Source organism: Stenotrophomonas sp. 169, from assembly GCF_014621775.1.
Taxonomy (GTDB): Bacteria; Pseudomonadota; Gammaproteobacteria; order Xanthomonadales; family Xanthomonadaceae; genus Stenotrophomonas.
In genome coordinates, this window is sequence record NZ_CP061204.1 from 3351603 (window position 1) to 3365928 (window position 14326).

General features: G+C 65.8%; 11 protein-coding genes. 7 read left to right on the forward strand and 4 right to left on the reverse strand.

Annotated elements, in window-relative coordinates; translation table 11 throughout:
- Window positions 1-124: 124 nt before the first annotated feature.
- The 4 genes from ICJ04_RS14650 (at window position 125) to ICJ04_RS14665 (ending at window position 4462) form a co-directional block, all read left to right on the forward strand.
- A complete protein-coding gene (locus ICJ04_RS14650; protein ID WP_188327356.1) occupies window positions 125-739 on the forward strand; it encodes a hypothetical protein in 615 nt (204 codons plus the stop codon).
- A 226-nt stretch (window positions 740-965) separates the two neighbouring features.
- Window positions 966-2996, forward strand: a complete 2031-nt coding sequence (locus tag ICJ04_RS14655; protein WP_188324928.1) for an NADPH-dependent 2,4-dienoyl-CoA reductase — start codon at window positions 966-968, stop codon at window positions 2994-2996.
- Between the two features lie 304 nt (window positions 2997-3300).
- Window positions 3301-3759 carry a cell wall hydrolase gene (locus ICJ04_RS14660; protein ID WP_188324929.1) on the forward strand — a complete coding sequence of 153 codons (459 nt, stop codon included), beginning with the start codon at window positions 3301-3303 and terminating at the stop codon, window positions 3757-3759.
- Between the two features lie 91 nt (window positions 3760-3850).
- Window positions 3851-4462, forward strand: coding sequence for a glutathione S-transferase N-terminal domain-containing protein (locus tag ICJ04_RS14665; protein WP_188324930.1), 612 nt, complete (start codon window positions 3851-3853; stop codon window positions 4460-4462).
- A 37-nt stretch (window positions 4463-4499) separates the two neighbouring features.
- Here the strand turns inward: ICJ04_RS14665 and ICJ04_RS14670 are convergent, their stop codons facing one another.
- From ICJ04_RS14670 to ICJ04_RS14685, 4 genes are all read right to left on the reverse strand, one after another.
- A complete protein-coding gene (locus ICJ04_RS14670; RefSeq protein WP_223202910.1) occupies window positions 4500-5585 on the reverse strand; it encodes a suppressor of fused domain protein in 1086 nt (361 codons plus the stop codon).
- Between the two features lie 156 nt (window positions 5586-5741).
- Entirely contained in the window at window positions 5742-7622 is a 1881-nt protein-coding gene (gene prpE / locus ICJ04_RS14675) for a propionate--CoA ligase (RefSeq protein ID WP_188324931.1), read from the reverse strand.
- Window positions 7623-8299: 677 nt separating this feature from the next.
- Complete coding sequence (locus ICJ04_RS14680) at window positions 8300-9286, reverse strand: malate dehydrogenase (RefSeq protein WP_188324932.1); 987 nt, start codon at window positions 9284-9286, stop codon at window positions 8300-8302.
- Between the two features lie 118 nt (window positions 9287-9404).
- Window positions 9405-9902 (reverse strand): peptidylprolyl isomerase, encoded by a 498-nt coding sequence (locus ICJ04_RS14685; RefSeq protein WP_057687625.1) that lies wholly within the window; start codon window positions 9900-9902, stop codon window positions 9405-9407.
- A 463-nt stretch (window positions 9903-10365) separates the two neighbouring features.
- Between ICJ04_RS14685 and typA the strand changes: the two genes are divergently transcribed.
- Genes typA through ICJ04_RS14700 form a run of 3 tightly spaced genes read left to right on the forward strand, consistent with a single transcriptional unit; the run spans window position 10366 to window position 14317 of the window.
- A complete protein-coding gene (gene typA / locus ICJ04_RS14690) occupies window positions 10366-12213 on the forward strand; it encodes a translational GTPase TypA (protein WP_188324933.1) in 1848 nt (615 codons plus the stop codon).
- A gap of 8 nt (window positions 12214-12221) precedes the next feature.
- On the forward strand, window positions 12222-12689 hold the full coding sequence (locus tag ICJ04_RS14695) for a DUF2127 domain-containing protein (RefSeq protein ID WP_188324934.1): 468 nt from the start codon (window positions 12222-12224) through the stop codon (window positions 12687-12689).
- 41 nt (window positions 12690-12730) lie between these two features.
- Entirely contained in the window at window positions 12731-14317 is a 1587-nt protein-coding gene (locus tag ICJ04_RS14700) for an amidase (protein ID WP_188324935.1), read from the forward strand.
- The last annotated feature ends 9 nt before the right edge of the window (window positions 14318-14326 follow it).

Below are 14326 nucleotides of genomic sequence, written 5' to 3' on the forward strand. Positions count from 1 at the left end.
TGCCTCTCCTGCCGATACGGCTGTGGCCGGTTGGACGCTGTCTCGTCATATTCGCCACTGTCTGTATCTGTTGCTGCATGAGGGCAGCGCCTATTGTCGCTACAGCTCTCCGGATACGGTCCCCATGCCCTCCTCTCTTCTGATGCGCTTGATCCAACTCGTGCTCGGCTTGTTTCTGTATGGCATCGGCATCGCACTGATGGTGCGTGCCGGCATCGGGGTAGCGCCGTGGGATGTCCTCTCACAAGGCATCGCCGCACATTCACCGCTGTCGTTTGGCTTGGCGACCAATGTGATCGGTGCCGTGGTGCTGGTGCTGTGGTGGCCGCTCAGGCAGAAGGCCGGAGTGGGCACGGTCCTCAACGTGCTGCTGATCGGCCCTTCCGCACAGGTGGGCCTATGGCTCCTGCCCCCGGTGGACACGCTGTGGCTGCAGCTGCCTCTTTTCTTGTCCGGTCTGCTGCTCGTAGCCATCGCCACCGGTTTCTACATCGGCGCGCGGCTGGGGCCCGGCCCTCGCGATGGCCTGATGACAGGACTCCACACGCGTACCGGCTGGCCAATCTGGCAGGTGCGCAGCCTGATTGAAGGCAGCGCCCTGCTGTTGGGATGGCTGCTGGGCGGCGATGTCGGGGTGGGCACACTGGCGTTCGCGCTGCTGATCGGCCCCCTGTGTGGCGTAACCCTGCGATGGTTCGGCATCGGCCGACCGCTGCCCGCCGCCGCCGCATCACGGTAGAGCCGACTTCAGTCGGCTGCGGTTTGAACGGCAGCCGACTGAAGTCGGCTCTACCCTGCCCTCCACCCGCACGTGATGCGGCAACGGATGACATAGCCCCACCCACCCGCACGTGATGCGGCGTCGCGGGGGCACCCCTCCTCCGCGCAGGCGATGCGGCGTCGCATCTTGCTACCTGCGGCGTTTCCCGGCACGCTGACTGCTTCCGTACGCAAGCGTATCCACGATGACGCCAGCCAGCGACAGCGCCTATCCCCACCTGTTCACCCCGCTCGACCTGGGCTTCACCCAGCTGCGCAACCGGGTCTTGATGGGATCCATGCATACCGGGCTCGAAGACCGTGCGCGCGATTTCCCGCGCCTGGCCGCCTATTTCGCCGAACGGGCCGAAGGCGGTGTGGGCCTGATCGTCACCGGCGGCTTTGCGCCGAACGTGGTCGGTTGGTTGAAGCCGTTCGGCGGCAAACTGTCCTGGCCATGGGAAGTGCGCCCGCATCGCCAGCTCACGGCGGCCGCCCACCAGCATGGTGCGAAGATCTGCCTGCAGTTGTTGCATGCGGGTCGCTATGCCTATCACCCGCTCTCGGTTGCACCGTCGAAGCTCAAGGCACCGATCAATCCGTTCATCCCGCGTGCCCTGTCTGCGCGTGGCGTGGAGCGCCATATCGGCGACTACGCGAACAGCGCACGGCTGGCACGTGAGGCCGGTTATGACGGCGTGGAAGTGATGGGGTCGGAGGGCTACCTCATCAACGAATTCATCGCCCCGCGCACCAATGCGCGTACCGATAAATGGGGCGGCGACGCCCGCCAGCGCATGCGCTTCGCGGTGGAAATCGTGCGCCGCATCCGCGAAGCCTGTGGGCCCGACTTCATCATCATCTATCGTTTGTCGTTGGTTGATCTGGTGACCGACGGCAGCGACTGGGAGGAGATCGTCCTGCAGGCAAAAGCCATCGAGGCGGCGGGCGCGACGATCATCAATTCGGGCATCGGCTGGCATGAGGCGCGCATCCCCACCATCGCGACATCGGTACCGCGCGGCGCGTTTGCCGGGGTGACCGCCAAGCTGAAGCCGCACGTAGGCGTTCCGGTGGTCGCCAGCAACCGCATCAACATGCCCGACGTGGCCGAGCGCATCCTCGCCGGCGGTGGGGCCGACCTGGTGTCGCTGGCGCGGCCGCTGTTGGCCGATCCGCAGTGGGCGAACAAGGCCCGCGCCGGACGTCCGGATCGCATCAACACCTGCATCGCCTGCAACCAGGCGTGCCTGGACCATGTCTTCGAGAACAAGCTGGCCAGCTGCCTGGTGAACCCTCGCGCCGCGCATGAAACCGAACTGGTCTATCGCCCCACCACGAGCCCGAAAAAGGTGGCCGTGGTCGGTGCCGGCCCCGCCGGCCTGGCCTGCGCCACGGTGGCGGCCGAGCGCGGCCACCGTGTCACGCTGTTCGATGCGGGCGACGAGATCGGCGGCCAGTTCAACGTCGCCAAGCGCATCCCGGGCAAGGAAGAGTTCCACGAGACCCTGCGCTACTTCCGCAACCGGCTGGACGAAACCGGCGTCGAGGTGCGGCTGGGCACCCGGGCCGATGCCGACCAACTGGCCGGCTTCGACGAGATCGTGCTGGCCACCGGCATCACCCCGCGCCGGGTCGACTTCCCGGGGGCCGACCACGCCAAGGTGGTGGACTATCTGGACGTGGTGCTCGGCCGCGTCACGGTGGGCCCGCGCGCGGCGATCATCGGCGCCGGTGGCATCGGCTTCGATGTGGGCGAGTTCCTCAGCCATGCCGGCCCGTCGCCGGCGCTGGACGTCAAGCGCTGGATGACCGAATGGGGGGTGGATGCGACGTACGAATCCCGTGGTGCGCTGTCCCGCCCGCATCCCGAACCGTCGCCGCGCAAGCTGTGGCTGCTGCAGCGCAGCCCAGGCCGACCGGGTGCGCGGCTGGGCAAGACCACCGGCTGGATCCATCGCGCCACGCTGAAGGCCAAGGGCGTGACGATGCTGGGCGGCGTCGAATATCTGGGCGTCGACGATGCAGGATTGAACATCCGCTTCGAGGGCGTGGAACAGCGGCTGGACGTCGACCATGTGGTCATCTGTGCTGGCCAGGAATCGAACCGCACACTGCTGGATTCGTTGACGGCCGCGGGCATCCGCACACACGTCATCGGCGGTGCGGATGTGGCGGCGGAGCTGGATGCCAAGCGTGCGATAGATCAGGGCAGTCGCGTCGCAGCGGCACTATAGAAAAACTGAATAGGGGCATCCGTGAAGCTATTCCGGCACTGCCCCGAACCTGAATGTCAACCGGCGCGGTTCAGGACGCGTTGGGAAATACCCCCTTACCTTGCGCCAACTTTCCCGCTCACCACCCAGTTCCGGTGAGCAGGTGCGGCCCCCCGGATCGATTCATCGATCTTCTCGCTCGGGGCTGCCCACGGGGCGACCCCGATGGTTGCCTCCCCATGACGCCAAGTCGCGCCTTCGCCCCTCCCCCGGCCCCCATGCCGGCGGACATGGCAGGTGCGGCCCACACGGAGCAAGGAGTGATATGAAACTGGCCTGGATTCTCTGGCTGTCGCAGTTGTTGCCGCAGCCGGCCGCCGATTCGTTGTGCCTGAGCACGACGGTGTACCTGGAAGCACGCGACCAGACCGTTCGCGGACAGCAGGCCGTTGCCGAGGTTGCCCTACGGCGCCGTGACAGCGGGCTGTGGGGTGATTCGATGTGCCAGGTGGTGACCGCGCGCAAGCAGTTCGCCCCGACCATCGTCGCGCCCGGCACGCAGTTGGCCAACGACGCGGCATGGCGGGAAGCCATGACGGTCGCCTTCGATGCTGAACGCAACTGGGCCCTGCCGCTGAACCAGCGCAAGGAAATCGTGCCCGGTGCGAGCCATTTCGCGGCGCTGTCCATCGCCAGCCCGAGCTGGCGCAACGCCTACCAGGTAGCAACGATCGGCGACCACACCTTCTATAAGGTGCAGAGTCTGAAGCCGCGCTCGTCGTAACAGACTGTTGCCCCCGCGCGCCATTGCTCCGCGCGCCGGGCTCCGCGATAGTGACGGCCCCAGAGCCATCACCCCCGTGCGGAGACCTTCCATGAAGCTGTACAGCAAGCCAGGCGCCTGTTCCACCGCTGACCACATCGCGCTGCGCTGGACCGGCCAGCCGTTCGAGGTCGAGCTGCTGACGCGGGAAACCCTGAAGGGCGCGGAGTTCCTGAAGATCAATCCCGCCGGCTCCGTGCCCGCGCTGGTCGATGGTGATTTCGTGCTGACCCAGAATGCGGCCATCCTGGGATACATCGCCGATACGCATCCGCAGGCGGGTCTGGCGGGCGATGGGAGCCCGCGCCAGCGCGCGGAAGCCACACGCTGGCTGGCATTCGTCAACTCGGATCTGCATCCGGCGTTCAAGCCGCTGTTCGCGCCCGCCGCCTTCATCGCCGACGAAGGGCAGAAAGGCGCGCTGGCCGATGCCGCGCACAAGCGCCTGCGCAGCCTGTTCGAACAGGCCGACCGACAGTTGGCCGACAAGCCCTGGCTGGCCGGCTTCCGCAGCTACGCTGACCCCTACTTCTACATCACCCTGCGCTGGGCTGCCGGCCTGAAGGTGGATCTGTCCGGCCTGGACAACCTGGCGGCGTACACCACCCGCATGGAAGCCGACAGCGGCGTGCAGTCCGCGCTGAAGGCCGAAGGCCTGGCGTAAGGCACCGCGCCGGGCCCGCGACAGCGGGTCCGGCCGATCACCCGATTTCGCGGACGACCCGGCCCTGCGCGTCGCGCAACAGCGTCGGCACGATCTCCAGCACCACCTGGGTACCCGGAACGGGATAGCGTCCGCAGGGCTGCTCCAGGCACGCCAGCAGCGCGCGCAGGCCCGCCGCATCCAGCGTGCAGCGCGCACTGTCATCGCCGGGCTCCAGCGCTTCCTGCGCGCCGGCCAGGAACTCCCACTGGCGTGCGCCGCTGGCCAGCACCAGTGGCCTGCCATGCCCCAGGCGCAGTCCCAGCAACTCGCGCACACTGGCCACTTGGCCGACACCGAGCACCAGCGTCGTCGTATCGCCGTCGACGCGCCAGTCCAGCGTCTCCAGCAGCAGCAGGCCGGTGCTGGACCCGTGCTGCTCGCTCCCCTGCGCGGCCACGGCCGACAGCGCCGGATCATCCAGCAATGAAGAACGCGCGATGTCGGTGATCCACAGCGGCATGGCCGCTGCCATGGCGTGCAGCATCGCCTCGCTGTTCCAGCGCCGCATGGCCTCGACCTCGTCCGCCGTCAGCCCCACCACCTGCAGGAACGCCAGGCGACCATTGACCGTGTCGCGGGCAGGCAACTGCGGGTCTTCGATGAAGGCAACATGGTGCAGCAGGGTGGCCCGATCTGCGGCGATCGGTCCGTGCGCATCAAGATGATGGCCCGCCTCGAAGGTGTTGCCGGTCTGGAACACATAGCGGGCAAGATTCTGCAGCAGGTTCATCGGCCACGTGGGCGGCGGATCGGCCGGGCCGGCACCGGCAGGCGCGGCGAGCCGGAAGGTCAACTCGAAGCCGAAGCCACTGACGTCCGGATCCTCACTCTGCTTGTCGAACAACTCCGACAGCCCGTAGCTGATGTAATGCCAATGCGGTCGCCCGGCCTCGCTCCAATAGACACTGATCCCATCAAGCGGGTCCTTCCCGCCCAATGTCCATGCCAATGCGGCACCAAAGTGCCGCGCCTGTTGGTCAGCGTAAAGGGAGCCGAGCGCACCGTTGATGGCGTCCCAACCGGGCGTCGCGTCGTCCACCGGCATTGTCGTAACCACTTCGCAAGAGGAAAGGGTCTTCACGGATCAACCTGTGCCGCTGGGTGCGCCCACTTTAGCTCACGCGCGCCGCTTTTCCATGTCGGAACTGGCTCATGTCGATTCAACAATACCGCATGTCGTGCCAGCACGATTTACACCGTGCACGGGACCGGCCACGAATGACCGGTCTCCGGCGCATCAGGTGCGCAGCACGCGCCTGATCTCATCCAGCGCGGCAGGGTCGTCCAAGGTGGACAGATCGCCCGGGTCACGTTCCTCTGCCAAGGCCTGCAGCGAGCGTCGCAGCAGTTTGCCGGATCGTGTCTTCGGCAATGCATTGACCAAGTGGATGTGCGCGGGCCGTGCGATGGCGCCGAGCGACGCCGTCACCGCGGCCATCATTTCACTGATGACCTGCGCCGGGTCCTCGCCTGCCAGTCCTTGCTTCAGGGTGACGAACACCAGCGGCACCTGTCCCTTGAGCTCATCCTTGACGCCGATGACCGCCGCTTCGGCCACGCGCGGGTGACCGGAGATGGCCTCTTCGATCTCGCGCGTGCCCAACCGGTGCCCGGCCACGTTGATCACATCGTCGGTGCGGCCGAGGATGAAGGTGTAGCCGTCCTCGTCGCGGATCGCCCAATCCAACGAGCTGTACAGCAGTTCCTTGAAGTGGCTGAAATAGCTTTGCAGGAATCGGGCGTCGTCGTTCCATACCGTGGTCATGCACCCCGGTGGCAACGGCGGCGACATCACCAGCACGCCCTTCTGCCCCGCCGCTACTTCGGCCCCGGTGTTTTCATCGATGACCTTCATCCGGTAGCCCAGGTTGGGGAAACCGGGCGAGCCGAACCGCACCGGCTTCATGTCCAGCCCCGGCAGCAGGGTCAAGGCCGGCCAACCGGTTTCGGTCTGCCAGTAGTTGTCGATGATCGGCTTGCCCAGCGCATCGTTGGCCCAGTGCGCGGTGGGCTCGTCCAGCGGCTCGCCGGCGAGGAAGATGTACTTGAGCGCCTGCAGGTCATGGCGACGGATGAAATCGACATCGTGCTTCTTCAGCACGCGGATGGCCGTCGGCGAGGAGAACAGCGTGCGCACGTTGTACTGCTCGCAGAGCGCCCACCAGATGCCCGGATCCGGACGGGTCGGCAGGCCTTCGTACAACAGCGACGTGCAGCCTCCGATGAGCGGCCCGTACACGTTGTAGGAATGCCCCACCGCCCAGCCGACATCGGAGGTGGAGAACATCACCTGGCCGGGCTGGCAATCGAACACGGTCTGCATCGACTGCGCCATGGCGACCGCATAGCCGCCCACGTCCCGCTGCACGCCCTTGGGCTTGCCGGTGGTACCGGAGGTATACAGCAGATAGCTCGGCTCGCTGGATTCCAGCCACTGCACGGGCACCTCTGTCCCACCGTGCTCGGCGCGCAGGCTGGCGTAGTCGACGTCGCGGCCTGGTATGCGCGGCTCTGCCGGGTCCAGACCCCGCGATACGATCAGTACGTGCGGCGGTGGATTGTGTGCCTCCGCGCAGGCGGCATCGACCAGCGCTTTATACGGAATCACCTTGCCACCGCGCATACCGGCATCGGCGGCGATCAGCAGCTTGGGTGCGGCGTCGTCGATGCGCAGCGCCAGGTTATGGGCGGCGAAGCCACCGAACACCACCGAGTGCACCGCCCCGATGCGGGCGCACGCGAGCATGGCGAATACGGCTTCGGCCATGTTGGGCATGTAGATCACCACACGGTCACCGTGGCCCACGCCGAGATGCTTCAGCACGGCAGCGAAGTCGTTGACCTCGCGATAGAGCTGCCGGTAGGTGATCTCGCGGGTCACCCCGGTTTCGGTGGACACCGCCACCAACGCGAGCTGCTCGCCGCGCTCGTCGAGATGGCGATCGACGGCGTTGTAGCAGAGGTTGGTTTCACCGCCGACATACCAGCGCCGGAATGGGGGGTTGCTGTAGTCGAGCACCTGTTGCGGTTTCTTGTGCCAATAGATGCGATTGGCTTCCTCGCCCCAGAATTCCTCCGGTTCGTCGATCGAACGGCGGTAGGTTTCTTCGTAGTCCATGACACAGCCCTCCCAGACGAAGTCATGGGATCGAGCATAGTGCGCCAGCAGCGGCGCGAACGCCCCGACCTTGGTCGTAGGGGGTGAGTTTGCCGGGCTGCGCCCGGCACCCGCAGAGGCAACAGCAACAGCAACGGCAAAGACAAAGGCAACGGCTGCAGGGCTGCAGGGCTGCTTGTTGGCGGGGCGGGGTGGGATGGCGGGGGACGGCAAAAGCTGCATCCATGCGTGCCTTGTTTCGCGCCATCCATGGCGCTCAACACCCCCGCCACCCCACCCCGCCCCGCCTTCGACAGGTCCATGGTGGCCTTTGAATCTGTAGCGCCGACCCATGGTCGGCGGAATGTTCCCGCCAACGGCCCGCTGCGCTCGCCGACCATGGGTCGGCGCTACCGCTTTTCTTCTTTTTTCATACGCGGCGGGCGGCCACGGAACCTGTCAGGGGGCCGGGCGGTGGGGCTGGGACGGGGGCGTTGAGCGCCATGGATGGCGCGAAACGAGGCCCGCATGGATGCGGCTCTTGCCGTCCCCCGTCCCAGCCCCACCGCCCGGCCCCAAGCAAGCAGCCTGCTGTCAGAGCCCGCCGCGAGGGGGTCTCACCCGTTCGCCTACACCCGACGACGCGCAAAAAAAAACGCCGGGACAGGCCCGGCGTCTTCTCATTACGCAGCGATGGCTCAGCCCAGCAGGTGGGCCACGGCCGAACGCTCTTCTTCCAGCTCGGCCAGGGTCTTGTCGATGTACTTCTTGCTGAAGTCGTCGATCGGCAGATCCTTGACCAGGGTGTATTCGCCGTTCTCGGTGGTCACCGGGAAGCCGAAGATCACGCCTTCCGGGATCCCGTAGGAGCCGTCGGACGGCACTCCCATGGTGACCCACTTGCCGTTGCTGCCCAGCACCCAGTCGCGCACGTGGTCGATGGCCGCGTTGGCTGCCGACGCGGCCGAGGACGAGCCACGCGCTTCGATGATCGCCGCGCCGCGCTTGCCCACGGTCGGGATGAAGGTGCTGGCGTTCCAGTCCTGGTCATTGATCGCTTCGCCGATGGACGCGCCATCGGCAGTGGCGAAGCGGTAGTCCGGGTACATGGTCGGGCTGTGGTTGCCCCATACCACCAGCTTTTCCATGCCGCCGACCGGCTTGCCGATCTTGGTCGACAGCTGGCTCAGGGCACGGTTGTGGTCCAGGCGCAGCATGGCGGTGAAGTTGCGCGGGTTGAGGTCCGGCGCCGACTTCATCGCGATGTAGGCGTTGGTGTTCGCCGGATTGCCGACCACCAGCACCTTCACGTCGCGCTTGGCGACCTTGTTCAGCGCAGCGCCCTGTGCGGTGAAGATCTTCGCGTTTTCCAGCAGCAGGTCAGCGCGCTCCATGCCCGGGCCACGCGGACGGGCACCGACCAGCAGGGCCACGTCGATGTCCTTGAACGCCACTTCGGCGTCATCGGTACCGACGATGCCAGCCAGCAGCGGGAACGCGCAGTCTTCCAGCTCCATGATCACGCCCTTCAGCGCGGCCTGGGCCTTTTCAACGGGCAGTTCCAGCAGCTGCAGGATGACCGGCTGGTCCTTGCCGAGCATTTCGCCGGAGGCGATGCGGAACAGCAGGGCATAGCCGATCTGGCCGGCAGCGCCGGTCACGGCAACACGAACAGGTGCTTTCATGGGGGGTTTCCTCTAGCTTGCGAGCGTTGGAGATGAACCGCGGGCGTGGCCGGGCGGCCTGGCAGGCGGCGGGGATCATGAAAACGGCCACCGCAGGGGTGGCCGTTTCAAAAGGGGATCAGGCGCGCGAGGGAATCGACTTGTTCCACTCGGCGACGCGGTCGGCCTTGGCGGCCAGCACGGCATCGGTATCGCCTTCCAGGGTGATCGAATGGATGACGTCGCCCTGCTTGACCGAATCCACGATGGCCTGGCCTTCCAGCACCTGGCCGAACACGGTGTGCTTGCCGTCCAGCCAGTCGGTCTTGATGTGGGTGATGAAGAACTGGCTGCCGTTGGTGTTCGGGCCGGCATTGGCCATGGACAGCGAACCCACCTGGTGCTTCACGCCGTTCTTTTCATCTTCGAACTTGTAGCCTGCGTCGCCGGTGCCCTGGCCGCGCGGGCAGCCGCCCTGGATCATGAAGTCGGCGATGACGCGGTGGAAGACCAGGCCGTCGTAGAAGCCGTGCTTTACCAGGTTCACGAAGTTGGCGACGGTCAGCGGTGCCTTGTCGGCGAACAGCTCGACCTTGATCGGGCCCTGGGTGGTGTCGAACGTAGCGATGAGGGACATGAAGATCCTTGGAATTCGGGTGGGAAAGGTCCAGCTCCCAAGTTTACACCCGTCCCGTTTCGCTCGCGGGTACGACGATCGTTGAAGGTTTTGCAGCGGTTCTGTCTTCTTGGAGGGCGAGGTGGGAGGGGCCGGTGCGGGGCACGCCGTGAATACCTCCCTGTAGGCTCGTCGCCGCATCCATGCGGCTCTAACGGCCCCGCACCGCCCCCTCCCACCCCGCCAGACAGATGGCCGCTGCGGTGGGGAGGAAAAAGCCAGGGCGAAAGCAGAAGCGAGGGCAAGGGCAAAGGCGAAGGCAAGGGCGAAGGCCACGGCTGCGGAGCCTGTGCTGGGGTGGCCGGTGGCCTTGGCTGAATGGGCATCTGGGGAAGACTGAAACGGGTTTTTCGCGAAACGGTCAGTTCGAGGTATGATGATGGACTTCTTTTTCCAAATCCGGCGCCGACTGGCCCCCTTTCGCATGTCCATCGAAAATCTTCGCAACATCGCCATCGTCGCGCACGTCGACCATGGTAAGACCACCCTGGTCGATCAGCTGCTGAAGCAGTCCGGCACCCTGTCCGAACGCACCGTCCTCGCCGAGCGCGTGATGGACAGCAACGATCAGGAAAAGGAACGCGGCATCACCATCCTGGCCAAGAACACGGCCATCACCTGGGAAGACAAAAAGACCGGCGTCAAGAACCGGATCAACATCGTCGATACCCCCGGACATGCCGACTTCGGCGGCGAAGTGGAGCGCGTGCTGTCGATGGTCGACACCGTGCTGATCCTCGTCGACGCGATGGACGGCCCGATGCCGCAGACCCGCTTCGTCACCCAGAAGGCCTTCGCGATGGGCTTCAAGCCGATCGTCGTGGTCAACAAGGTCGACCGCCCGGGCTCGCGTCCGGAGTGGGTGATCGACCAGGTGTTCGACCTGTTCGACAAGCTCGGCGCGACCAATGAGCAGCTGGACTTCCCGATCGTTTACGCGTCGGCCCTGAACGGCTACGCCGGTCTGGAAGACACCGTGCGCGACGGCGACATGACCCCGCTGTACGAAGCGATCATGCAGCACGCGCCGATGCCGGAAGTCGATCCGGACGGTCCGTTCCAGATGCGCATCAGCCAGCTGGACTACAACAACTTCGTGGGCGTGATCGGCATCGGCCGCATCCAGCGCGGCACCCTGAAGAAGAACATGCAGGTCGCGGTGATCGACCGTGAAGGCAAGAAGCGCAACGGCAAGGTAGCGCAGGTACTGGGCTTCCTCGGCCTGGAGCGCATCGAGCAGGACACTGCCGAGGCCGGTGACATCGTCGCCATCTCCGGCATCCAGGAACTGACCATCTCCGACACGCTGTGCCATCCGGACACCCCGGAAGCGCTGCCGGCGCTGACCGTCGACGAGCCGACGATCTCGATGACCTTCCAGGTCAACAACTCGCCGTTCGCCGGCAACAAGGACCTGTCCGGTGGCAAGTTCCTGACCAGCCGCCAGATCAAGGACCGCCTGGACCGCGAGCAGGTGCACAACGTGGCCCTGAAGGTGGAACAGCTGGAAGACGCCGACAAGTTCCTGGTCTCCGGCCGTGGCGAGCTGCACCTGTCGGTGCTGATCGAGAACATGCGTCGTGAAGGCTATGAGCTGGCCGTGTCGCGCCCGGAAGTCATCATCAAGCAGATCGACGGCCAGGCCATGGAGCCGATCGAGCAGCTGGTGGTGGACATCGAAGAACAGCATCAGGGCGGCGTCATGGAAAAGCTGGGTACCCGCAAGGGCCAGCTGAAGAACATGGAACCGGACGGCAAGGGCCGTGTGCGCCTGGAGTACCAGATCCCGGCCCGTGGCCTGATCGGCTTCCAGAACGAGTTCAAGACCCTGACCCAGGGTTCGGGCCTGCTGTTCCACGTGTTCGACCACTACGGTCCGAAGGAACAGGGTTCGATCGCCAAGCGCCAGAACGGCGTCATGATCGCCAACGCACCGGGTGCCACCCCGGCGTATTCCCTGGGGCCGCTGCAGGAACGCGGCAAGCTGTTCGCTGCTGAAGGCGACAACGTGTATGAAGGTCAGTTGATCGGTATCCACTCCAAGGACAACGACCTCACCGTCAATGCCATCAAGACCAAGCCGCTGACCAACATGCGCGCTTCGGGCAAGGACGATGCGATCCAGCTGACCCCGGCGATCAAGTACTCGCTGGAACAGGCACTGGACTTCATCGAAGACGACGAGCTGGTTGAAATCACGCCGAAGGAAATCCGCCTGCGCAAGAAGGGGCTGACCGAAAGCGACCGCAAGAAGGCATCGCGCGGCGGCTGAGCCGACTCGTGAGCCATCCTGCTTACAACCCGGATCCGCAACGGCATCCGGGCCTGCATGTCATCGCTCTGCTCGAAACGGGCAAAGCGGTGCTTGCACTGTTGGCCGCGACCGGGCTGGAAATGCTCGGTCCGCAGCCACTGCGTGATGGGATCAATGCCCTGATCCGGCGTTTCAGCCTGGACCCGGATCACGGCACCCTGCCCTCCCTGTTGAACATGATCAGTCCAGATGTCGTCCACCTTGCGGCGGCCGCGATGCTGGGCTATGCCCTGCTCCACCTGGTGGAAGCCTGGGGTTTGTGGCGGGCCAAGGCCTGGGCCTCGTGGCTGGGCTGCGTGTCTGCCGGCATCTACCTGCCCTTCGATGTCTACGCCATTTCCCGCCATCCAGGCTGGGCCTCCTGGACCGTGCTGGTGTTGAACCTGCTGGTGGTCTACGTGCTGGCGCGCGATATCCTGAAGCGGAAACCCTGAAGGCGTCGCGATACACTGGTTAGGTGCCCAAGCCGCCCACCATGCGCAACGCTCTATCACCAACGCGTCTTCTCTTCCTGTCCGTCGTGCTCGCCACGGCGCTGGTCGGCTGTGCGTCACCTGTGCGTGCGGCCGATGACGCACCTCCTGCGGCGGCGCCGTTTCCCTACGCCGAGGCCGAGATAAGCGACCTGCAGGCCCGTATGGCGGCCGGCGAACTGGACAGCGGGACGCTGACCCGGGCCTATCTGGAGCGCATAGCCGCGCTGGACCGCGAAGGGCCGCGATTGCGTGCGGTGATCGAGCTCAACCCGAATGCCCTGAAGGAGGCCGCACAGCGCGACGAGGAGCGCCGCCGTGGTCACCTGCGCGGTCCGCTGCACGGCATCCCGGTGCTGCTCAAGGACAACATCAACGCCTTGCCGATGAGCACCACGGCCGGCTCGCTGGCACTGGCCGGCTTCCGCCCCGGCGACGCGTTCCTGGTGACGCGCCTGCGCGCTGCCGGCGCGGTGATCCTGGGCAAGAGCAACCTGAGCGAGTGGGCGAACTATCGCGGACTCGGATCCACCTCCGGATGGAGTGCGCGCGGCGGCCAGACACGCAATCCCTACCGCCTCAGCCACAGCCCCTGTGGTTCGAGCAGCGGCAGCGCCGTCGCCGTCGCGGCCAACCTGGTGACCGTCTCCATCGGCACCGAGACAGATGGCAGCATCGTCTGCCCCGCTGCCGTCAACGGCGTGGTCGGCCTGAAACCGACCGTGGGCCTGGTCAGTCGCGATGGCATCATCCCGATCTCGTTCAGCCAGGACACGGCAGGCCCGATCGCCCGCACGGTCTCCGATGCGGCGGCGGTACTGACGGCCATTGCGGGCCGCGATGCAGCCGACCCTGCCACCGCCGCGATGCCAGGCCGCGCGGTCTATGACTACACCGCGCGCTTGAATCCCAACGGGCTGCGCGGCGCGCGCATCGGGGTGATGGACAATCCGCTGTCCCAACGTCCCGGCATCGGCGCGTTGATGCAGCACGCCATCGAGACCCTGCGGCGCGCCGGGGCCACTGTCGTGACGGTGCCAGCGCCGGACGAGAGTGGCTGGTCGGATGCCGAACAGATCGTGCTGCGGCATGAGTTCAAGGCGGGCATGGAGCGCTACCTCCGGCAGTGGAAGGCCCCGTGGCGCACGCTGCCGCAGTTGGTCGCCTTCAACGAAAAACATACCGCGCAGGAACTGCCGCTGTTCGGCCAGGAGCTGCTGGTCGCATCGGCACACGCCGGATCGCTGGGCGACCCTGCCTACATCCAGGCGCGCAGCCAGGCACGTCGCATGGCCGGCGAACAAGGCATCGATGCCCTGCTTCGCGCCTATCAGCTGGACGCCCTGGTGGCCCCCACCACGGGCACTGCATGGCCGATCAACAGCCCTGGCGGCGATGCGTTCCCGGGGGGCAACTACAGCGCCGCCGCGGTGGCCGGCTATCCCAGCCTGAGCGTACCGATGGGCCACGTCGATGGCTTGCCCGTGGGACTGCTGTTCGTGGGCACGGCCTGGGCCGAGCCGCGCCTGATCGAGCTGGCCTATGCCTATGAGCAGCGCACCATGGCGCGGCGACCGCCCCCCCTGTAACGACCGCGT

Bases quoted from the DNA above. Each gene is read 5' to 3' on its own strand.
- typA (WP_188324933.1), top strand. From the start codon at position 10,366: ATGTCCATCGAAAATCTTCGCAACATCGCCATCGTCGCGCACGTCGAC.
- ICJ04_RS14655 (WP_188324928.1), top strand. From the start codon at position 966: ATGACGCCAGCCAGCGACAGCGCCTATCCCCACCTGTTCACCCCGCTC.
- ICJ04_RS14660 (WP_188324929.1), top strand. From the start codon at position 3,301: ATGAAACTGGCCTGGATTCTCTGGCTGTCGCAGTTGTTGCCGCAGCCG.
- ICJ04_RS14685 (WP_057687625.1), bottom strand. From the start codon at position 9,902: ATGTCCCTCATCGCTACGTTCGACACCACCCAGGGCCCGATCAAGGTC.
- ICJ04_RS14650 (WP_188327356.1), top strand. From the start codon at position 125: ATGCCCTCCTCTCTTCTGATGCGCTTGATCCAACTCGTGCTCGGCTTG.
- ICJ04_RS14665 (WP_188324930.1), top strand. From the start codon at position 3,851: ATGAAGCTGTACAGCAAGCCAGGCGCCTGTTCCACCGCTGACCACATC.
- ICJ04_RS14680 (WP_188324932.1), bottom strand. From the start codon at position 9,286: ATGAAAGCACCTGTTCGTGTTGCCGTGACCGGCGCTGCCGGCCAGATC.
- ICJ04_RS14700 (WP_188324935.1), top strand. From the start codon at position 12,731: ATGCGCAACGCTCTATCACCAACGCGTCTTCTCTTCCTGTCCGTCGTG.
- prpE (WP_188324931.1), bottom strand. From the start codon at position 7,622: ATGGACTACGAAGAAACCTACCGCCGTTCGATCGACGAACCGGAGGAA.